The sequence below is a fragment of the Desulfobulbus alkaliphilus genome, from assembly GCF_016918545.1.
GTDB classification, from domain to species: Bacteria; Desulfobacterota; Desulfobulbia; order Desulfobulbales; family Desulfobulbaceae; genus Desulfobulbus; species Desulfobulbus alkaliphilus.
In genome coordinates, this window is sequence record NZ_JAFFQC010000005.1 from 60,402 (window position 1) to 81,106 (window position 20,705).

The 20,705-nt window shown below is 53.6% G+C and carries 16 protein-coding genes and 3 pseudogenes; 18 read left to right on the top strand and 1 reads right to left on the bottom strand.

Going from position 1 to position 20,705, the window contains the following annotated elements:
* The first annotated feature begins 35 nt into the window (after positions 1–35).
* Complete coding sequence (locus JWG43_RS04230) at positions 36–1,481, top strand: NADH-quinone oxidoreductase subunit N (protein ID WP_205241572.1); 1,446 nt, start codon at positions 36–38, stop codon at positions 1,479–1,481.
* A gap of 357 nt (positions 1,482–1,838) precedes the next feature.
* Here the strand turns inward: JWG43_RS04230 and JWG43_RS04235 are convergent, their stop codons facing one another.
* The gene (locus JWG43_RS04235; RefSeq protein ID WP_205241573.1) at positions 1,839–2,072 is read right to left on the bottom strand and encodes a YwbE family protein; all 234 of its coding nucleotides are present in this window, start codon (positions 2,070–2,072) and stop codon (positions 1,839–1,841) included.
* A 497-nt stretch (positions 2,073–2,569) separates the two neighbouring features.
* On the opposite strand from JWG43_RS04235, the gene JWG43_RS04240 reads away from it, so the two are divergent.
* The 17 genes and pseudogenes from JWG43_RS04240 (at position 2,570) to JWG43_RS04315 (ending at position 20,640) form a co-directional block, all read left to right on the top strand.
* A complete protein-coding gene (locus JWG43_RS04240) occupies positions 2,570–3,013 on the top strand; it encodes a PPC domain-containing DNA-binding protein (protein WP_205241574.1) in 444 nt (147 codons plus the stop codon).
* A 361-nt stretch (positions 3,014–3,374) separates the two neighbouring features.
* Entirely contained in the window at positions 3,375–6,110 is a 2,736-nt protein-coding gene (locus JWG43_RS04245; RefSeq protein ID WP_205241575.1) for a PAS domain S-box protein, read from the top strand.
* 199 nt (positions 6,111–6,309) lie between these two features.
* A complete protein-coding gene (locus JWG43_RS04250; RefSeq protein ID WP_205241576.1) occupies positions 6,310–7,920 on the top strand; it encodes a hypothetical protein in 1,611 nt (536 codons plus the stop codon).
* A 641-nt stretch (positions 7,921–8,561) separates the two neighbouring features.
* Positions 8,562–8,795 carry an RH3 domain-containing protein gene (locus tag JWG43_RS04255; protein ID WP_205241577.1) on the top strand — a complete coding sequence of 78 codons (234 nt, stop codon included), beginning with the start codon at positions 8,562–8,564 and terminating at the stop codon, positions 8,793–8,795.
* A complete protein-coding gene (locus JWG43_RS04260; protein ID WP_205241578.1) occupies positions 8,782–9,039 on the top strand; it encodes a type II toxin-antitoxin system RelE family toxin in 258 nt (85 codons plus the stop codon). The genes JWG43_RS04255 and JWG43_RS04260 overlap by 14 nt, the downstream gene beginning before the upstream one ends.
* A 366-nt stretch (positions 9,040–9,405) precedes the next feature.
* Positions 9,406–10,704 (top strand): annotated as a pseudogene (locus JWG43_RS04265) (class I SAM-dependent DNA methyltransferase); the annotation flags it as partial.
* Between the two features lie 131 nt (positions 10,705–10,835).
* Positions 10,836–11,390 (top strand): restriction endonuclease subunit S domain-containing protein, encoded by a 555-nt coding sequence (locus tag JWG43_RS04270; protein ID WP_205241580.1) that lies wholly within the window; start codon positions 10,836–10,838, stop codon positions 11,388–11,390.
* The gene (locus JWG43_RS04275) at positions 11,387–12,073 is read left to right on the top strand and encodes a transposase (RefSeq protein WP_205241581.1); all 687 of its coding nucleotides are present in this window, start codon (positions 11,387–11,389) and stop codon (positions 12,071–12,073) included. The genes JWG43_RS04270 and JWG43_RS04275 overlap by 4 nt, the downstream gene beginning before the upstream one ends.
* Positions 12,070–12,237 carry a hypothetical protein gene (locus tag JWG43_RS20185; RefSeq protein ID WP_205241582.1) on the top strand — a complete coding sequence of 56 codons (168 nt, stop codon included), beginning with the start codon at positions 12,070–12,072 and terminating at the stop codon, positions 12,235–12,237. Before JWG43_RS04275 ends, JWG43_RS20185 begins: the two co-directional genes overlap by 4 nt.
* Before the next feature lie 16 nt (positions 12,238–12,253).
* Positions 12,254–13,255, top strand: a pseudogene (locus JWG43_RS04285) (virulence RhuM family protein); the annotation flags it as partial.
* A gap of 108 nt (positions 13,256–13,363) precedes the next feature.
* Positions 13,364–13,579 (top strand): HVO_A0114 family putative DNA-binding protein, encoded by a 216-nt coding sequence (locus JWG43_RS20190; protein WP_504208221.1) that lies wholly within the window; start codon positions 13,364–13,366, stop codon positions 13,577–13,579.
* A gap of 13 nt (positions 13,580–13,592) precedes the next feature.
* The gene (locus tag JWG43_RS04290; protein WP_205241584.1) at positions 13,593–13,958 is read left to right on the top strand and encodes a four helix bundle protein; all 366 of its coding nucleotides are present in this window, start codon (positions 13,593–13,595) and stop codon (positions 13,956–13,958) included.
* Positions 13,955–17,215: a type I restriction endonuclease subunit R gene (locus tag JWG43_RS04295; RefSeq protein WP_205241585.1), complete on the top strand. Its 3,261-nt coding sequence runs from the start codon at positions 13,955–13,957 to the stop codon at positions 17,213–17,215. Before JWG43_RS04290 ends, JWG43_RS04295 begins: the two co-directional genes overlap by 4 nt.
* A 78-nt stretch (positions 17,216–17,293) precedes the next feature.
* Positions 17,294–17,605 (top strand): annotated as a pseudogene (locus JWG43_RS04300) (DNA methyltransferase); the annotation flags it as partial.
* A gap of 105 nt (positions 17,606–17,710) precedes the next feature.
* A complete protein-coding gene (locus tag JWG43_RS04305) occupies positions 17,711–18,967 on the top strand; it encodes an ATP-binding protein (RefSeq protein ID WP_205241587.1) in 1,257 nt (418 codons plus the stop codon).
* A gap of 8 nt (positions 18,968–18,975) precedes the next feature.
* Positions 18,976–19,548: a transposase gene (locus tag JWG43_RS04310; protein WP_205241588.1), complete on the top strand. Its 573-nt coding sequence runs from the start codon at positions 18,976–18,978 to the stop codon at positions 19,546–19,548.
* Between the two features lie 372 nt (positions 19,549–19,920).
* Positions 19,921–20,640: a hypothetical protein gene (locus JWG43_RS04315; protein ID WP_205241589.1), complete on the top strand. Its 720-nt coding sequence runs from the start codon at positions 19,921–19,923 to the stop codon at positions 20,638–20,640.
* Positions 20,641–20,705: the final 65 nt, after the last annotated feature.

Consider the following 20,705-nt stretch of genomic DNA (forward strand, 5'->3'; position numbering starts at 1 on the left):
GCCCTTCTTACCGTGATCTTTTGCAAGGAGCAATCATGAGTACTACCGTGGCTGTCAACTGGGCCGCTGTTGAACCCATCATCCCGGAACTGCTGCTGGTCGGCATCGCTGTGTTGCTGATCATCCTCGATCTTTTCGCCCCCAGACAGCGGCAGTTGCTGCCCTGGCTGACCGTGGTCGGCTGCCTGGCCGTGGGTGTCATGGTTCTTGGATCGAGACCCGCCGTCGCCTTTGGCGGCATGTTCGTCATCGACGGCTATGCGGTGTTTTTCAAGACCCTCTGTCTGACCGGCGTGGTCGTCACCACCTTGATGAGCGAGCATTTCCGTCGAATTTCCGGTATGCACCAGGGTGAGTATTACAGTCTGCTCGTCCTTTCGGCGGTGGGCATGCTGATCATGGCCTCGGCCGGCGATCTCATGATTCTGTACCTGGGGCTTGAACTTATGGCCCTGCCGATCTATGCCCTGGTGGGGCTGCACAAGACCGATAACAGGACCAGTGAGGCGGCGATCAAATACTTTCTCATGGGCGGCTTTGCCTCGGCGCTGCTGCTGTTTGGCATGTCGCTCCTGTTCGGCCTCACCGGGACCACCGACATCGCCTCCATCGCCAGAGTGATCGAGGTGCATGCCCTGGCCGGCAACCCGGCCCTGGCAGCCGCCCTTGGGTTGCTGATTGCCGGGTTCTGCTTCAAAGTGGCGGTGGCGCCTTTTCACCTCTGGACGCCGGATGTCTATGAAGGCGCACCCACCGTGGTCACCGCTTTCATGTCCGTTGCTCCCAAGGCGGCGGCTTTCGCTGTCTTCGGCCGGGTGCTTTTTTACGGCCTGCCGGAACTGCAGCTTCACTGGGGACCGATTCTGGCGGTGCTGGCTCTGTTAACCATGGCGGTGGGAAATATCACTGCTCTCTGTCAACGCAGCCTCAAACGGATGCTGGCCTATTCCTCCGTCGCCCATGCCGGGTACGCTCTGCTCGGCCTGCTGGCCGGCACCACCCAGGGACTGGCCGCCACCATGTCCTATTTGTTCATCTATCTGTTCATGAACCTGGGCGCCTTTGCCATCCTCATATTGCTGGCCACCGAGGGGAATCCCCGCGAAACACTGGATGACTGCAAGGGGCTGGCCGCCCGCAGCCCCATTGCCGCGGCGCTGATGCTGGTGTTCTTTTTTTCCCTGATCGGTATCCCACCCACCGCCGGCTTTATCGGCAAATTTTACCTGCTCAAGGCGGCTTTCAGCGCCGGCTACATCCTGACCGTTGTTGGTGCGGTCCTCTTCAGCGCCATTTCCGCCTATTTTTATCTCCGAGTGGTGCGGTACATGTACATGGATGAAGGGGAGCAAAACATGGTCTTTCACTTTTCCCCCGGCATGATCGCTGCCTTGGCCTTCTGTGTGCTTGGTGTTCTCGGTCTCGGGATATTTCCGGGTCTGCTCTTTGACTGGGCGGGGAGTGCGGCTCTGGCCGGTTGAGCTGGTTATGGTGCTGAAGGCATAAAATTTTCAAGGGGGGCCAAAAGCCCCTCTTTCTTTTTTTAAACGAACACGAGTCTTAACGTTTTTTCCAGCGCACCCACCTCTTATTCCCCTGTAGGAACAACAGAGTCCACTGTATGCATCGACAACCGACAGGTGGCGTGGCGGGGTCATATCTGTGATTCCCCGGTCGCCGGCTTCTCCACGAATCGTGCGCTGGCAAGTGGCTTCAGGTACGGATCCGTCAAGCATGACAATTCAATCGCTGCACAATTGCGCAAGCAGGGGAGCAGGGAAGGTGGACAGCAAGTTCGCCGCATCATGAGTATTGCGGTGGAAATAAGGGGGTGACGCTCAACAGGGTCCCTGGCTGTTGCCTTCTGAGTCACTGTTTTGCGGCAATATGGCTTTGACCCGTCCCACGAGTCCGTTCGCCAATCGCACCTTGATCCCGTGGGAATGCCATTCGGACCGGGTCAGGATTTTATCGACCATTCCCCGGGTCAGTCGCCCGGTACGCTGGTCCTGTTTGCAGACAATATCGACGAGCTGTCCTGGTTTGATTGCTGCCCGATTTTTTCCATCCATTCGATTATTATCCTTTTTTCTGACTGTGCTGTTGGGTACTGATGCGGTTTGTTCATCACGGAATAGATGACCGTTCAGCGGGTCCACGGGATGAGTGTCGTCCCCGACTGACTGAAACCGTTTCATGACCAGGATTACGACAACGACAATAAAAGGGAATAGTACTGCCGATACCATCCCCGAGACCATAAAACCGTTTTGGTTGTCAACTGTGATCCGCCCACGTGTTGTCGGTAACCTGGATCCGTGAGCGGTCGTCCGTGCGTCAGCTTTATTTTCTGTGACCGTTTGATTAAAGTAAACTTTATCGGACGGTTACGGGCAATAAAGATGGCGTGCGGACGGACGCCCCGAAGGGCGGCGAATGAAGGTTCCCTTTAATGATTCTGCTGAAATTATAATATAATTACAGCAATTTATACACAAAAAATCGTCCAGCCGTCACGGATTCAGGGGTATTGCACGAATTCCGCCAAAAGTACCTTCAAGGAGATATTATGAAATATGCACAAGCCCGGCAAGGGCGGGTTTTTATTCTTCGTCTCGAAGATGGTGAGATCGTCCACGAGGTCATCGAGCAATTCGCCCTTGATCACGATATTACAGCAGCCTCTGTGATTCTTGTCGGCGGGGCCGACGATGGCAGCAGGTTGGTGGTTGGGCCGCGCGTGGATCGTCAGCTCCCGGTCGAGGCCATGAAACACCAGTTGAAAAATGTCCACGAAGCTGTTGGAGTGGGGACACTGTTTCGGGATGAAGAGGGTGTCCCGCTTCTCCACATGCATGTCGCCTGCGGTCGGGTCGATACAACGGTTACCGGTTGTATCCGTGATGGGGTGAAAGTGTGGCGGGTTATGGAAGTGATCATCCATGAGCTGGTCGGGACCGACGCCAAGCGGGTCGTGGAAGAACCTTTGGGTCTGAAGCTGCTGCGCCCGTAGTTTCCGTTGTCCTGGATCCGTGATTATTCGTCCGTATATCCAAAAAAGCGTCCAGCCGTCACGGATTCAGGTTGTATTATCATTTGGAGAAGCGCTTGGTAACACTTTTCCCGTGGCGGCCGTTTTCATTCGCGCAGCGCGATGGTATTTTTCCCACATGGACCTGTTTGTTCTGATCTCCTTGAAAATTATAGTAAAACAGTTGGTTGTTGAACATTTCCGTCCCACCTGCATGGCCACTATATACATTGAAAGAATTAATCGAGTTAAGTAAAACTACGGATAAGGATGCGACTGGTTCAAACAACGTGATACTCCCCGAGAGCTGATCCCATATACACACTAGCCGGAGCAGAGCGATATGACTGAAGAGAGAGGAAACACCGCTACGGTCATTGCTGCGCTGCAAAAAAAACTGGCCGCTCTTGAAACCGACAACAGTCGTCTGGTTCAGGAAAACAGCCATTTCCGCCGCCTTTATGAACAGGTGCCGCTGGCATATCAATCCCTTGATGAAAACGGTAATTTTCTTTCGGTCAACCAGGCTTGGATGGATGCCCTCGGCTATCGTGCCGATGAGGTTGTCGGTAAAAATTTCGGTGAGTTTCTCCATCCCGACTGGCGGGATCACTTCAAAGAGAATTTCCCACGCTTCAAGGCGATGGGCGAGATTCTCGGCGTTGAGTTTGAAATCAGAAAAAAGGACGGCACCTATGTCTACGTCTCCTTCAACGGTCGAATCGGCAAGGATTCGGAGGGAAATTTCCAGCAGACCTATTGCATATTCCAGGATATCACCCGACAAAAGCAGATGGAACAAACCCTCATCCGCTCCGAGACGAAATGGCGCAATGTCCTGATCAATACCCCGCAGGTCGCCATCAGCCTCGACCCTGAGGCACGGATCGTCTTTGCCAACACCCATTTCCTGCAACTGGTCGGGTACCGCAGGGACGAGGTGCTTGGCGGCGACTGGTTTGACCTGTTTATTCCTGACCATTGCCGGGAACAGGTCCGTATGGTTTTTCACACCACCATGCAGCGGAAAGATACCGCCGAATTCTCCACCTATGAAAACGAAATCGTCACCAGAAACGGCGAATTGCGCAATGTCGCCTGGTCCAATGTCCTCAGCAAGGATACCGATGGAAACGTTATCGATGTCACCAGCCTTGGCATCGACCTGACCGAGCGGCAAAAGGCGATGGAGGCCCTGCGGGAGAGCGAAACTCGCCATCGTACTATTCTGTTGACCACCATGGACGGTTTCTGGATGGTGGATACGAGCGGTCGTCTCCTGGAAGTGAACCGCACCTACTGTGGGATGAGCGGCTACAGTGAAGAGGAGCTGCTGACCATGACTATTGCCGATCTCGAAGCCAGCGAGAGCCCGGAAGCGGTTGCCAGGCATATGCAAAAGGTGATCGCCACCGGCGGAGATCGTTTCGAGTCCCGGCACCGCCGCAAGGACGGCAGCCTGTTCGATGTCGAGGTCAGCGTGCAGTACAGTGCCCTGGAACAACGGTTTTGTTTTGTCTTTATTCGCGATATCAGTGCCCACAAACAGGCGGAGCAGGCCCTCAGGGAGAGCGAAACTCGCTTCAGGACCTCCTTTTATACCAGTCCCGATGCGGTGAGCATCAATCGCTTCGAAGATGGAGTGTTTATTGATGTGAACGAAGGTTTCGTCCGCTTGACCGGATATACTCGCGACGATGTCCTGGGAAAGTCTTCACAGCAGATCAACTTGTGGTGTAATCCGGAAGACCGAAAAATTCTGGTCAAGGAGTTGCGGGACAAAGGGTATTGTGAGAACCTGGAAGCGGAATTTCGCCGTAAGAACGGTTTGATCGGTATTGGCCTGATGTCGGCGAGAATGCTTGAATGGCAGGGAGAAAACCACATTCTCTCGGTCACCAGGGATGTCACCAGCAACAAACAGCTCGAACATCAGCTGATCCAGGCCCAGAAAATGGAATCCATCGGGCGTCTGGCCGGCGGCGTTGCCCATGACTTCAACAACATGCTCGGAGTAATCCTCGGTTATTCAGAGATGGCAATCGAACAGGTGCCCCAGGACCACTCGCTGCAGACCGCCCTGCAAGGCATCCGTCAAGCGGCACAACGTTCGGCGGACCTGACTCGGCAACTCCTTTCCTTTGCTCGCAAGCAGACCGTGGCACCCAAGGTGCTTGACCTCAATCAGACTCTTGAGGGTATGCTCAACATGCTGCGGCGGTTGATCGGCGAACATATCGATCTTGCCTGGTTGCCGGGGGAGGATGTGGCTCCGGTGAAGATCGACCCTTCGCAAGTCGACCAGATTCTTGCCAATCTCAGTGTCAATGCCCGGGATGCCATCGGCGAAACCGGCAGGATCACCATCGAAACCGGCAATGTCCTCTTTGACGAGAACTACCTGGCAGACCATGCCGAGGTGGTATCGGGCGAGTACGTCCTCCTGGCAGTCAGCGATGATGGTTGCGGCATGGATAAGGAAACCATGCGCCATGTTTTTGAACCCTTTTTCACTTCCAGGCAGGCAGGGGAGGGCACCGGCCTGGGACTGGCGACGGTCTACGGCATCGTCAAGCAGAACAACGGGTTCATCAATGTCTACAGCGAGCCGGGTCGGGGGACAACCTTTAAGATCTACCTGCCACGATATGGCAGTAAGGCAGACAGTCCAGTGGATGCAGGAGAAATTGAGCCATCATCGGGTTCCGAAACCATCCTGCTGGTTGAAGATGAACCGATGATTCTCGAGATGGTCACGCTCATGCTTCAGCGTCAGGGCTACCAGGTACTGGCTGCCGCTACCCCGGGAGAGGCGCTGCGCCTGTCCGAAGAGTACGCCGGGACAATCCGCCTGTTGATGACCGATGTGATCATGCCGGAGATGAACGGCCGCGATCTTGCCGACGCGCTCCACAGGTTGTTCCCGAACCTCAAATGCCTCTTCATGTCCGTTTATACCGCCAACGTCATCGCCCATCACGGCGTCCTTGACGAAGGGGTGCAGTTCATCCAGAAACCCTTCACCATGAAGGACCTCGGCGGCAAAGTCCGTGATGCGCTCGATCGAAAACCTTCCTGAGGGTTGAATGCACCAAGAGCGGGTGACTTGGTGGCCATCCAGGCGAGATACTTTGTTTTGATAAGAGTTCCTGAATCCGTGGCGGCTGGACTTTTGTGTTGGATATATCCAAAACAAACGTCAACCGTCACGGATTCAGGATTATTTGTGACCTGAACCAGAACTATTCACCGCTAAAAAAAAACGAAGAGGTTTGCTTATGACCAAGGTCCGTTTTTTCCCCCTGCTGCTTTTTTTTGCTCTCAGCTACTCTCTGGCGAACTTTGTTCCCATGCCATGGAGCGATTCAGTGGTTCATGCCCAATCTCAGGCTGAGTATCTCAGAGAGGCGAACAACCTCATCAGAAGCGCTGAAAGATCCTTCCATGGAGGGAAGCTCGAAGAGGCACGAATGGAACTGGACAAGGCAAATCAGGCGCTTGAGGCCGCAGCGGCCGAGGGTGATTCCCCTCAACTCAGCAGTGCCCGCACACGGTATGACAGACTTTCCGGCAATGTGGATCGGCGGTTGGAAGACGCCGTGTCAGCCTCCGTCTCGACAGCACCAACTCCCACTCCGCAGACAGCCAGGTTCCCCGCCTCCAGGGATCTGCGTGAGCTGAATCGGGAAATGGAGCGAACCCGCTCGAACTTGAACGACCATCGCTGGTGGGATCTGTCGCCTTCCATACGAGAGACCAGGCTTCAGGGGGCATCGGAATCGGTCGACACCTACCGGGAACGGCTGGATGCAATTATTGCATCAGTTGATCCTGCCTTTCACGACAGCCCCGAAATCAGGGAAAGCCAAGCCATCCTGGCTGACATCTCCCCTCTGATCCAACAGCGTTCCACCGAGACCGAACCCGTTGAGGAAAGCTCGCCGGCCGCGACCGAAGCTCTTTTCCTGGCCGAAAAAATTCAGGAGTTGCACCATGCCTTTAACGCTCGTTTTCAGGGGGTTCACGGCAGTAGCATGATTGAGGGTACGACCCCAGAGGATCAGCTGGAACAGGGACGCAAAGCCGTGGCGCAGCTCGAGACCCTGGAACAGGACGTGCTGCCATTGCTGCAGCCGGTTATGGGGAACGTGGTTGACACACTGGGAGAGACACCGGCGGCAATAAACAATGCCCTCCACGATCTGGGCGTGAAAACCGATTTCGATGTTGGCAGCAGATTTGACGATCTCCACAGGGGCCTTGTGAACGTTGAAAAAAGCCGACGGGCATCATCGCAGGATCTGGCTCGACAAGCTGAATTCACCATGATGGGCATTGAAGGCCTGGCGGAAGAAATCAGGCTCGAACGATTGCAAGGAGCCAGGGAATTTCTGCTCCTGGCCCAGGCCTTCGACACCGCAGATCAGGACGTTAACAGACTTCTTGGCCAGGTGGATACCTTGTATGCCGAGATGAGCGTCCGCATTGAAAAAGAAATCGATGCCCGTGCATGGGCTGGCAACATGGCCGATTTTCCCGGTCCAGGTACCGTGGCGGAACTCTCCCAGGCGGCCCTTGACTTCATCCGCCAGCACCCCAACTGGAATCCCCCCGGCAGGGGGACCAAAATTTTGGCAACATCGGTTCAGGGGCCCTGGGATGTCGGAACCCGCGACCTTTTCGGCCGCGTACTTCAGTGGCGTCTTCCCCTTCATGTGGCCATCACCAACAGTGAAATGAAAAAAGACAACATCGCCAGAGTCTACGAACTGAGCATTCTCACCGCCGAAGGCACACCAGCCAGGGTCGAAAAAAAGCCGCCCTTCACGGAATACTGGGTTGGCAACAGCTGGAACATGCGCATCGAAAATGTTCCGGCACAGCAATAGACACTCCGACCTGACTTGACGAACCGGGAAGCCTGTCTCGGTTCCTGCTGGCGGGGCGTGTCACGCCCCGCCAGCACTGCCTCTGCTCGTCCACTCCCCGCACCCCTTGCAGGCTTGACTGGTACTCACCCCATGAACCCCTCCACCATTGACGTGGTCATGCCGGAGATGAATGGCCGTGACCTTGCCAACGCGCTGGGCAAGTTGTATCCGGAGCTCAAATAGCAAATAGGGGTCAAGGGGGTCATCAAGGGGGTCAAGTCTGCTTTTAACTTTATTTGCGAAGTCAATTCGTATTTAACCGCCAAGGCAGAAGAAATATTTCCCGTGACATGGCCTTTTATCTTGTCCGCCTTTTGACCTGAGCCAGGCAATCTCAAGTGAAGTGGGAAACATTTTGGTATAAACAGGTACTACACGGTCAGTAGTTTAGTTGAGCGGTTGCGTTGCACACCAGACTGGAAGGTGAGAGGATCTCTTGCTGTGATCAGGATAAAAGAAGCTAAGAGCCAAAAGTAGATTTGACCCCTTTATGACCCCTTCGCTGACCCCTTCACCCTTGACCTCGTTACCCTGAATTCAGCTGTATTGACGTCATAACGTTATGGAGCTATAATGTCACAAATATTGGAGGTGATATCATGGCAATACCAGCCAAAAGGGCCACCGTGTATTTCGATCCTTCCATACACAAGGCCCTGAAATTAAAATCAATAGAAACATCAAAATCAATTTCAGATCTTGTCAATGACGCAGTCAAGGCGGCGCTTGCCGAGGATGCTGAGGATATCGCTGCGTTCGAGGAAAGGGCGAATGAGCCGTTGATCAGTTTTTCCGAAATGCTCAAAAGGCTGAAAAAAGATGGCCGCATATGAAATATTTTTCAGGGAATCGGTTTGGAAAGAACTCAAAAAGGTTCCCCAAGCCGATCTCAAAAAAATTATTTCCCGAATTGAGCAACTTGGAAACGATCCTCGGCCTATGGGGTGCGAAAAACTCACAAGCCTTGAATTATACCGAATCCGTCAAGGGAATTATCGGATCGTATATTCAATCCAGGATGACGAGCTTACGGTATGGGTGGTCAAGGTTGGCCATCGCAAAGATGCATATCGCTGAGCAAACAAGCGCCTGGAGCAGACCGAGGATTCCACTGACTCCGAGCAGTGACACAGGACGGTTAGCAGTGCGGTTGAGCGGGTGACACATTACGCACGATTGAAAACCGGAAATGTACCTTTCCCTTCCCTGCGGGAAACGCAGGGAAGTCGACCACGACCCGAAATCCTACAAAATCCTCTTTGTTGCTTGCCGCAAAATTTGATCTGTTGGAGCAGCGGACATCTTTTGGCGGGTGACGCCAAGACCCCGGTTGTTCCGGGACAACGGCGGGTACGGGTGGAACGATGAACCCCACGATTCCCTGCATCGAACCGAAAAGCCTCGGTACGTATCGTTAAACAATCGTCGTGATGGAGGGTAGCTTTGGCTCAACTTGAACATATCGAGGCAATTGAAAAGCGGCTGTGGAACGCTGCGGATACTCTGCGGGCCAATTCCAACTATGCCAGTAACGAATACTTCCTGCCGGTCATGGGGCTGGTGTTTCTGCGTCATGCCTACAGCCGGTATCTTCTGGTTAAAGGTAAGATCGAGCCTACCTTGCCCAGCCGGGGTGGAAAAACCCGGTCTTTGACCAAGGAGGACTTTTCCAAACAGAGTGCCATCTTTCTGCGCCCCGAAGCACAGTTTGATTCTCTGGTGTCCCTGCCGGACAGTGCCGACCGGGCCAAGGCGCTGATCGAGGCGATGGAGTCCATCGAGGAGGATTACGAGAACCTGCGCGGCGTCTTGCCCAAGTCCGAATACCAGGAGCTGGACAACGATGTCCTCGGCCAGTTGCTTCGGACCCTCAACCCGGAGGAGTTGAAGAAGGTTTCCGGCGATGTCTTCGGCCGCATATATGAATACTTCCTGACCCAGTTCGCCAACCAGAAGGCCCATGACGGCGGCGAGTTCTTCACTCCCATTTCCATTGTCTCCCTGATTGCCCATGTGATCGACCCGGATCACGGTGTCATCCTCGACCCGGCCTGCGGTTCCGGCGGTATGTTCGTGCAGAGTGCCCGGACCGTAGAAGAGCATGGCGACAGCCCGACGGAAAAATTGCTCATCCGGGGGCTGGAGAAGAACGCCACCACTATTCGCCTGGCCAAGATGAACCTGGCCGTGCACGGCCTGGAAGGCGATATCCTCAAGGCCATCACCTATTACGAAGATCCGCACGAACTGGTGAACAAGGCCGACTATGTCATGGCCAATCCTCCTTTCAACGTGGACGAGATCGATGCCGACAAGGTGGGGCGCGATCCGCGCCTGCCCTTCGGGCTCCCCGGCGTCAACAAGAAGGGCAAGGTCAGCAACGGCAACTATGTCTGGATCAGTTATTTCTACAGCTACCTGAACGACAAGGGAAAGGCCGGTTTCGTGATGTCGTCCCAGGCCTCAAGCGCCGGGGGCGGCGAGGCCAATGTCCGCCGAAAGTTGATCGAGACCGGCGATGTCGATGTGATGATCGCCATCCGTTCCAACTTCTTCTATACCCGCACTGTGCCCTGCGAACTCTGGTTTTTGAACCGCGACAAGCCCAAAGAGCATAAAGACAAGGTGCTGATGCTCGACGCTCGCAACGTCTACCACAAGGTGACCCGCAAGATCTACGATTTCAGTCCTGAGCAGGAGAAAAACCTGCTGGCCGTTGTCTGGCTTTACCGGGGGCAGACCGGCGACGGATACAGTTGCTGGAACAGGCCGCTCGGCTGCTCTACAAGGAATGGTTCGTCCACCTCCGCTTCCCCGGCCACGAACACACCCAAATCATCGACGGCGTGCCGGAGGGGTGGGAGAAGAAGCGGTTGGGGGATGTCGCAGCCACAAACGCTGAAAGCTACAAGGCGAACAACCTGCCCAATGAAATCAACTACATAGACATCTCATCGGTGAAACAGGGGCGAATACTTTCGAAGAACAAAATGCCTTCTTCAGAAGCTCCGGGCCGTGCACGTCGCAAGGGAGCCGATGGAGATGTTATTTGGTCAAATGTTCGTCCCAATTTAGGGGCGTATGCCCTTGTTCTTGAGCAAGATGAAAATGATGTTTTTTCTACTGGATTCACGATTCTGCCACCTGTGACCATTCCCTTTTCTTATCTTTACTTGTTTGTAACCACAGATGACTTTGTAAGCCATTTGGTAAATCACACAATGGGTGCAAGTTACCCAGCGGTAAGACCGGACGACTTCGAAAGAGCGGAGATACTTTTGCCAGCTCAGAGCGTGCTCAACATCTTCCATGATAAGATGGAGCCTGCATTTCAAATGATTCAAGTCCTTGAAAAAAAAATAAATGCACTGGCCAAAGCCCGCGACCTCCTCCTGCCCAAACTGATGAACGGGGAGGTGGCGGTATGAGCTGCGATCCCCACGATGTACGGGCGCACGGCCGTGATGTAGGGGCGCACGGCCGTGCGCCCCTACAAGTATCCCAACGAAACCGTCGCTCCATCAGACTACAGGGATACGATTATTCCCGGGCCGGGGCGTATTTTCTGACCATCTGCACCCACGATCGGGAATCTTTGTTCGGGGAAATCGTACACGGCAAAATGCGGTTGAATGATGCGGGGAGGATTGTTGCCGATGAATGGTTGAAAACCGGGGAAATCCGCAACGAAATTGAATTGGACGAATGGGTGGTGATGCCCAATCATTTGCATGGGATTGTGGTTATTACCAGCACCGTAGGGGCGCACGGCCGTGCGCCCCTACAAGGCCGTGCGCCCCTACAATCGTCAAACCACCACGGCTTGTACCGGCAACCAAAATCCCTGGGATCTTTGGTGGCCGGATACAAATCCGCCGCAACCAAACGCATCAACGAATTACGCCAAACACCCCGCGCAAAATTATGGCAACGCAATTATTGGGAACATATTGTCCGCAATGAACCGGAATTGAATCGTATCCGGGAATATATCCATAACAATCCCGAGCAATGGGAATTGGACAAATTATTCATAGGGGCAAACGGGACTGCCCCCACTGAACTCCGGGAACCGGTTGCCGAATATGGTTTGGAGACATGGATGACATGAAACTATCCGATTTCCACACTCAAATCGCCCTTGACGAAGACTCCTCACGCCAGTTCAAGGCGGATGTGAAGAATGCCGATTCCTTGGCCTCTGAGATGGCGGCTTTGCCAACACGGGTAGCATGGTTATATCCGGTCACTTTGACCCGACAAGTGACCTTATAAGTATAGAGCCAGCGGCATGAATAATTCGGAAATTCTTATTTATCAGGCCACCGACGGCAAAATCAAAATTGATGTCCGGCTGGAAGACGAGACGGTCTGGCTGACCCAGGACCACATGGCTGGGCTGTTCGGCAAAAGCAAGAAGACGATTTCCGAGCACATCCGCAATATTTTCAGTGAAGGCGAACTGGTCGAGCAGGTGGTTGTCCGGAATTTCCGGACGACCACTCGACATGGTGCCATGCCTGACAAAACCCAATCCAGAGACGTTCAATTGTACAACCTGGACGTGATCATCTCCGTCGGTTACCGGGTCAAGTCCCACCAGGGCACACAATTCCGCATCTGGGCCACCCAGCGACTGAAGGAATACATCGTCAAGGGCTTTGCCCTGAACGACGAGCGTTTCAAAACGGGAAATTCGATGGCCTATTTCACGGAGTTGCAGGAACGCATCCGCGAAATCCGCCTTTCTGAACGTTTTTTCTATCAGAAAATCAAGGATATCTATACCACAAGCATCGACTACGACCCTAGGAATGAAAAGACTGTCGAGTTTTTCAAGGTGGTTCAGAACAAGCTCCTCTGGGCCATCAGCCAGCAGACGGCGGCGGAACTGGTCTATCGCAGGGCCGACGCCGCGCTGCCCCTGATGGGAATGCAGTCGTTCGACAAGCAAGGTGAGTTGGCTGTGCGTAAAAGCGATGTGAGCATCTCCAAGAACTACCTTGCCGAGGACGAAATGAAGCTGCTCGGCCTGCTGGTGGAGCAATACCTGGCCTTCGCCGAAGCCATGGCCCAGCAAAGAATTCCCATGCACATGACAGACTGGATTCAGCGGTTGGATGCCATTATTCAGCTCAATGGCCGGGAGTTACTGACCCATGCAGGCAAAATCAGCCACCAGGTGGCCCCGGAAAAAGGAAGGCAAAGCATGACCGGCGTGACTTCCTATGTCGCCAAGGGGCTGCTGCCCTACCACGGCCTGGGCTCGGGCATCAAACGGGCACTGGAAAAGTGGCCGGACATCGACTTTGCCGACGACCACGAGGGATGCCTGTTCACCGCCACGGTTCACCGCAAACCGGTAGAAGAGCTGGTTTTGGTGGATAAAGGTGCAATAAAGATGCAGGGTGCACCTTTAAAAGCATCTTTATCTGACTTCCAAATGCAATTGTTGGATTTTATTCGGTCAAACCGAACTGTTTCCTATGACGAACTGGCGGACATGACCCAAAAAGATCGCACCACTGTGATGCGTAACATCGGAAAGCTTAAGGATGCAGGCATCCTGCGGCGTGTGGGGTCCAAAAAAACCGGTCATTGGGAGGTGATTGAGTGATGATGGGCGAATTATGAATGTTGAATGGAAAATCACGGAGCGCAGCTTTCAATTCGCAGTGCGGATTGTGCGCCTTTGTCAATTTCTGGAAAAGCAGGATCGGGTTTCCAGAACCCTGGCATCTCAACTCCTCCGTTCGGGGACTTCGGTTGGTGCCAATATCGAAGAAGCGCAAGCCGGTCAAAGCAAGGCAGACTTTACCGCCAAAATGTCGATTGCACGCAAAGAGGCAAGGGAGACCCATTACTGGCTCAAGCTATTGGTTTCTTCGGAGATCATTACCGATGAAAAACTTGGCGAACTATTGCAAGAAGCTGATGAACTGGTTCGAATCCTGACCAGCATCGTCAAGTCCGCTCAAACCCGGAATGAGTCATGAGCAGCACTTCATCATTCAAAACTCATCATTCATCATTTACCGAAGACACCCTCGTCCAGCAGACCACAGCCGAGTACCTGGAGCAGCAGCTCGGGTGGCTGTCGGTGTATGCCCATAACAACGAGGCCTTCGGGCCGGATAGCCTTTTGGGGAGAACCTCGGACCGTGAGGTGGTGCTTACCCGGATCTTGCGAACCAAGCTGGCTGACCTGAATCCCGGCTTGCCTGATGGCGCTTATGACGATGCCATTCGTCAGATCACCGCCACCATGGCCTCCCAGACCCTGGCCGCAACCAATCGCGAAAAGTACGCTCTCTTGCTCGACGGGGTACTGGTCGCCTTTCGCAACGACAGGGGCGAACGGGTCCGGCAACGGCTGAGGGCAGTTGATTTTGAGGCCCCGGAAAACAATGATTTTCTTTGCGTGCGTGAGTTGTGGGTGAAAGGGGATCTCTACCGGCGGCGGGCGGATATCATCGGTTTTGTCAACGGATTGCCCCTTCTGTTCATCGAGTGCAAGAATATCCACAAGAATCTGAAAGCCGCCTTCGAGCAGAACTTTTCCGACTACCGCGATACCGTTCCCCACCTGTTCCACCACAACGCCATCGTCATGTTCGGCAACGGTGTGAAGGCCAGGATTGGTTCCATCACCAGCCGATGGGAGCATTTCAACCAATGGAAACGGTTGGAGGAGGAAGCGCCTGGAGCCGTGGACATGGAGACGCTGCTCAAGGGCGTCTGCGAGAAGCGCAACTTCCTCGACCTGGTCGAAAATTTTACCCTGTTCGATGAGACGGCCGGGGAACCCAAAAAGATTATTGCCCGCAACCATCAGTTCCTGGGCGTAAACCGGGCCATTGCTTCGGTCCGGGACCGGACGGCGCGACTGGGCAAGCTGGGGGTCTTCTGGCATACCCAGGGCTCGGGCAAGAGCTACTCGATGGTGATGTTCACCCGCAAGGTACACCGCAAGCTGGGCGGCAATTTCACCTTTCTGGTTCTGACCGACCGGGACGATCTCGATACCCAGATCTACAAGACCTTTGCCAACTGCGGCGTGGTGAGCGACCAGGAGCCGTGTCGGGCCGCCAGTGGCCGTCATCTGAACACCCTGCTGACGCAGCACAAGGCCTACATCTTTTCTCTGATCCAGAAATTCAATCTGAAGGTGGAGCCGGAACAGCCATACAGTGACCGGGACGACATCATCGTCATCACCGACGAGGCCCATCGCACCCAGTACGGCACTCTGGCGCTTAATCTGCGTAACGCCCTGCCCAATGCCAGTTATATCGGCTTTACCGGCACGCCCCTGTTCAAGGATGATGAGATTACCCGCCGGGTCTTCGGCGAATATGTCTCGACCTATGACTTTGGGCGAGCGGTGGGCGACCAGGCCACGGTGCCGCTTTACTATGACGCCAGGGGCGAGAAACTGGGCGTGGCCATCGGGGACTTGAACGAACGGATCGCCGCCAAGCTGGAGGAGTTGGAAACCGAGAGTATCGATGTGGAGCAACGGCTGGAGAAGGAACTGAAGCGTGATTACCACATCATTACCGCCGGCAAACGGCTTGACCAGGTAGCGCGGGACTTTGTGCGCCATTACTCGACCGGCTGGGAGACCGGCAAGGCAATGCTGGTGTGCATCGACAAGGTCACCTGTGTGCGGATGCATAAGTTGATCGATTTCTACTGGCAGGAGCGGATCAATGAGCTTACGAAGGAATTGGCTGGAATCGGTGACGAGCAGGAGGAACTGTTTCGCCACCGGCAACTGGATTGGATGCGTGAGACCAGAATGGTCGTGGTGGTGAGTGAGGAGCAGGGAGAGGTAGACAAATTCCGCAGGTGGGATCTGGACATCATTCCGCACCGGAAACTGATGAAGGAAGGAATCGACCTGCCGGAATCGATGCGGGAGAAACCGGAATACCGCAACCTGCAGACCATGGCCCTGGATGATGCTTTCAAGGCCGACGAACATCCGTTGCGGGTGGCCATCGTCTGTGCCATGTGGCTGACCGGCTTTGACGTGCCAAGCCTGGCTACGCTCTATCTGGACAAGCCGCTCAAGGCACATACCCTGATGCAGGCCATTGCCCGCGCCAACCGGGTAAGTGAAGGCAAGAACAACGGCCTGATCGTTGACTACTGCGGCATCCTCAAGCACCTGCGCAAGGCATTGGCTACCTTTGCCGGAACCAAGCCTGAAGGTGAAGGTGGTGAGATTGACCCGGCCCGGCCGGATGATGAGTTGCTGGCTGACCTGGCCGAAGCCATCTTGATGGTGCGGGCATTTCTCGAAGACCGGGAGGCCTCGCTGGATGACGTTATCCAGAAGACCGGCTTTGAAAGGAATGGGGCCATTATCGCCTGCAAAGAAGCGGCCAACGAAAACGACGAGACCCGCAAGCGGTTTGAGGTGATGTGCCGGGAGGTGTTCAAGAAGTTCAAGGCCTGTATCAACGTGGAAGGGGTGAACACCCACCGGGCTGACCGGGACGCGGTCAATATTATCTATAAGAGCCTGCAGCAGGACCGCGACCAGGCCGACATCAGTGATATCATCCGCCAGTTGCATGCGATTGTGGATGAGGCGATTGAAGTGAAGTCGGGGCTGACTATCGGTGAGCCTGGGCCGGAGACCACCTACGACATCAGCCGGATCGATTTCGACCGGCTGCGAAAAGAATTTGAGCGGAGCAAAAACAAGCGGACCGCAGTGCAGAATCTCAAGCAAGTCGTAGAAGCCCGGCTGCGGCGGCTGATGGAGCGCAACCCGCTGCGAACCGACTTGCAGCTGCATTACGAACAAATCGTGGCGGAATACAACCGGGAAAAAGACCGGGTAACTATCGAGCAGACCTTTGAGGCCCTGTTCCGCTTTGAGCAGGGCCTGGATGAGGAGGAACGACGGGCGGTCCGGGAGGGGCTGGATGAGGAATCGTTGGCCATTTTCGACCTGTTAAGGAAGCCGGACTTGTCTGCCAAGGAGATTAAGCGGATCAAGCAGGTGGCGGTGGAGTTGCTGGAGACCCTGAAAAGGAAAATTTCGGAAATCGATCATTGGCGTGACCGTGAAACCACCCGCGACACGGTCATGGTTGAAATACATAATTTCCTGTACAGCGACACCACCGGCCTGCCGGAGGTTTTTTATACGGAAGAGGATGTGCAGGCCAAGACGGACGAGGTATTTCATCACATCTACCGGGTCTACCCGACCATTCCCTCACCGTTTTATGCATGATTACTGACACAGGCATTTCGGGAGGCCTATCGCGTCTTGAATCCAGGCAGGTGGATGACGGTCGAGTTCTCTAACACCAAAGCCGATGACCCGACTCTGGTCGCCAAGGCCCGCGAACGCTGTTACGTCCCCGATCCCAACAAGACTGGCGATCTGGATAAACTGCGCGAGAAGGCGCTGCTCAAGAAGTTCGAGGTAAATAAAGAGGTCATAAAGAAGCTCAATGTCTTCCGCTTGGAAGCTGTCCGCGCCGGTTTCAAGAAAGCCTGGCAGGAACGCGAGTACGCCGTCATCGTCGCCGTGGCCGACAAGATCCCCAACAACGTCCTGGAAAAAGATCCCAAGCTGCTCATGTGGTACGACCAGGCAGTAACCCGTATGGGAGAGTGAACCACGAATGGACACGAATACACACAAATTGGAACCGGATGGAAAAACATTAGTGTCTATTGGTGTTCATTCGTGGTTCTTCTTAGCAGGCAAGGAGAACTGACTATGTACGATAATATTTCCGATCTGCTTAAACAAATCGCGCTGGGCGAAGACTCTGTTCTTGAACTCAAGGAAGTGGAGTTCAGTGGCAACAAAGTTATCGGTCCACACAAGGATGGCATGGCAGACGAACTGGCGGCCATGGCGAATACGGCCTCCGGCATCATTGTCCTGGGGGTTGATGACAAGACCAAGGAGATTCGAGGGATACCGCCGGAGAAACTTGACATAGTTGAAGGCTGGCTACGTTCTATCTGCAACGACTCGATTGATCCTCCCTTGGATTGTGTCATACGCAAACTCATCGTGCCCGATCAACAAGGTGGTGAGAAAACTATCCTGCGAATCGACGTGCCCCGCAGTCTTTTTGTCCATAAAAGCCCTAATGGCTATTTCCGCCGGCTCGGGAGTTCCAAGCGTGAGATGAGACCGGATGTTTTGGCGCGGTTATTCCAGCAACGCAGTCAGGCGCGACTCATTCGCTTCGATGAACAGACTGTTCCGGGCACATCTGTCAATGATCTGAATCCCAAGCTATGGAATCAATTCCGGACGGTTATCTCCTCCAAAGCGGATCAGGAATTTCTTGAAAAGATGAAGCTGATCGCCAAGGACGAAGACGGCGCCATGCGGGCGACAGTCAGCGGTATTTTGATGGCATCGGATGCACCGGAGTCTTTCATGTCCAGTGCTTTCATTCAGGCTGTTTGTTATCGAGGAACAGAGCGCAACGCCGCCTATCAACTGGACGCCAAGGACATCACTGGTCCGCTGGATGTTCAGATTCGGGACGCCTGCAAGTTTGTGGAGCGAAACATGCGGGTTTTTGCCATCAAAGCGCCCAATCGGATTGAAACCCCCCAGTTCTCCATGAACGCGGTGTTCGAGGCGGTAGTCAACGCTGTCGCCCATCGGGATTACTCCATTTACGGCTCCAAGATTCGCCTGCACCTGTTTTCTGATCGGCTGGAAATCTTCTCACCCGGTGCGATCCCCAACAGCATGACCATTGAGAGCATTTCGGAACGGCAATCGGCCCGGAACGAATTGATCACTTCCTTGCTGGCCCGTTGCCCTATGAATGTAAACGCAATCGGCAGCCAGCGTAATTTCATCATGGACAAGCGTGGCGAGGGGGTACCGATCATCATCACCGAAAGTGAGAAGCTCTCGGGAAGAAAACCGGAGTACAGGCTCCTTGATGATTCTGAGCTGATGCTGACAATTTTTGCCGCGCAACCACCCCATGGCGAGGATTGATTGTACGGATGGAATCCCCCTGGCAATACAGCACCGTTCATAACGGCGCCTGCAAGGTCATCGAAGAACAGACTCCTCTTCTCGATGAGGATGAGGCCCTTGATCACATTCTCTATGAAGATATGGAACAGGAGAGCGAGCAGCAGCCCAAAGTCAAACAGGCATTGCATGAAATATGGATGGCTCCAACGAGGGAAGATGCATATCAGGCCTTTGATGTGGCTCTCGCAACGTTTTCGGCGAAATACCCGAAGGCAATGGAATGCCTGAAGAAGGACAAGGAGGAAATGCTTGCGTTTTATGATTTCCCAGCCACTCACTGGCAGCATATACGGACAGCCAACCCAATAGAATCGACATTTGCCACGGTGCGTTTGAGAGCCGCAAAAACAGGGGGCTGCGTTACAAGACATAGCATTTTGTCTATGGTTTATAAGCTCGGTCAGAGTGCGCAGAAGAAATGGCGACGCTTGAGAGGGTACAGGCTGCCAGCCGAAGTAATACGCGGTGTTCAATTCAAAGACGGTGAAAAGGTTGATCCGGTAGAAGGAAGCGGAACCGACAGGTTAGCCAACGCCTGAGAATGATTCTTCGAACACCAGGCTTGACTATAGCTCGGTTTGAAGGTGAGAGAACCTCTTGCTGTGATCAAAATAAAAGAGACTAAGAGCCAAAGGTAGATTTGACCCCTTCAGAAGCTTTCTTTTTTTCAAAAAAATAATTTTTTGTCCGTAACTACCTGCAAAGGTACGGAGCTCTCAAAAGAGGACAGAGTCTTTTATATCAAGGCTGGATGTCCCAGGATTGAGTAGATTCGTCTGGCCTCCCGTCACCCTGCGCGATACACTATCAAACAGGAAGCTTTTGTGCAGATTGGCAGCAACCATGACGTATAACGCCGGATGACAGGAGAATTTCTTTGAAAAAGATTGATAAAAACAAGGGGAAGGACAATGAAAAAAGACAGCATATTTGATTGGGCATGCGCAACCATAGCCGAGGGTTATACGCAGATGGATCATCAGTTGGGGTATAGATTTCTGCTTGGCCCCAAAGAGACTCTGCGGCCATCAACAAAAATCCTGTTTCTCTCTTTGAATCCCGGTGGCAGCACTATTCCACTCGACCATCCATCTGAAAGCTGCGAGGAGTATCATGCTATTCTTGCTGAAAAATGGGGGCATAATGCTCCAGGCCAGGCTCCCTTGCAAAAACAGATTCAGGTACTTTTTAACGATTTGGCCACATTTCTTCCTGAAAAATCAACAGGGAAGGAGTTATTGACTCATTCCATTTTCGCCTATTATCTTCCCTTCAGGTCACCGAATTATCAGCAACTCCACCAGAAAGAGGCTTCCAGGCAACTGGCGTTTGCGTTATGGAGTAAGATAGTTACGGTGATTGACCCCCGGTTGATTATTTGTATCAACAACGAAACCTTTGCCGATATAACACGTATCCTGGAGCAACGGGATGCTCTTGCTCCGGAGACAAGAAAAACCTCAGTTGGTTGGGGGAATATCACGGCTGAAATCAAAAAGTACCATGGGCCTGGAAAGAAATATTGCGTATTGAGGTTCCCGCACTTATCCCGCTTCAAAATATTCGCCAGGCCAACATCAAAACCCTCTACAGATAACCTGCTTGCTCAGGCCGCGGAGTACATCACTTGAGAGGGATGGACATAAAGAGCCTTATATAGAAATAGGCAGACAAAAAAAGGGGACAGATTCTTTAC

Coding starts and splice junctions, on each gene's coding strand:
- JWG43_RS04315 (WP_205241589.1), top strand. CDS start 19,921: ATGAAAAAAGACAGCATATTTGATTGGGCATGCGCAACCATAGCCGAG.
- JWG43_RS04250 (WP_205241576.1), top strand. CDS start 6,310: ATGACCAAGGTCCGTTTTTTCCCCCTGCTGCTTTTTTTTGCTCTCAGC.
- JWG43_RS04235 (WP_205241573.1), bottom strand. CDS start 2,072: ATGGATGGAAAAAATCGGGCAGCAATCAAACCAGGACAGCTCGTCGAT.
- JWG43_RS04290 (WP_205241584.1), top strand. CDS start 13,593: ATGAATGTTGAATGGAAAATCACGGAGCGCAGCTTTCAATTCGCAGTG.
- JWG43_RS04310 (WP_205241588.1), top strand. CDS start 18,976: ATGGAATCCCCCTGGCAATACAGCACCGTTCATAACGGCGCCTGCAAG.
- JWG43_RS04295 (WP_205241585.1), top strand. CDS start 13,955: ATGAGCAGCACTTCATCATTCAAAACTCATCATTCATCATTTACCGAA.
- JWG43_RS04260 (WP_205241578.1), top strand. CDS start 8,782: ATGGCCGCATATGAAATATTTTTCAGGGAATCGGTTTGGAAAGAACTC.
- JWG43_RS20190 (WP_504208221.1), top strand. CDS start 13,364: ATGCAGGGTGCACCTTTAAAAGCATCTTTATCTGACTTCCAAATGCAA.
- JWG43_RS04230 (WP_205241572.1), top strand. CDS start 36: ATGAGTACTACCGTGGCTGTCAACTGGGCCGCTGTTGAACCCATCATC.
- JWG43_RS20185 (WP_205241582.1), top strand. CDS start 12,070: ATGAAACTATCCGATTTCCACACTCAAATCGCCCTTGACGAAGACTCC.
- JWG43_RS04255 (WP_205241577.1), top strand. CDS start 8,562: ATGGCAATACCAGCCAAAAGGGCCACCGTGTATTTCGATCCTTCCATA.
- JWG43_RS04245 (WP_205241575.1), top strand. CDS start 3,375: ATGACTGAAGAGAGAGGAAACACCGCTACGGTCATTGCTGCGCTGCAA.
- JWG43_RS04305 (WP_205241587.1), top strand. CDS start 17,711: ATGTACGATAATATTTCCGATCTGCTTAAACAAATCGCGCTGGGCGAA.
- JWG43_RS04275 (WP_205241581.1), top strand. CDS start 11,387: ATGAGCTGCGATCCCCACGATGTACGGGCGCACGGCCGTGATGTAGGG.
- JWG43_RS04240 (WP_205241574.1), top strand. CDS start 2,570: ATGAAATATGCACAAGCCCGGCAAGGGCGGGTTTTTATTCTTCGTCTC.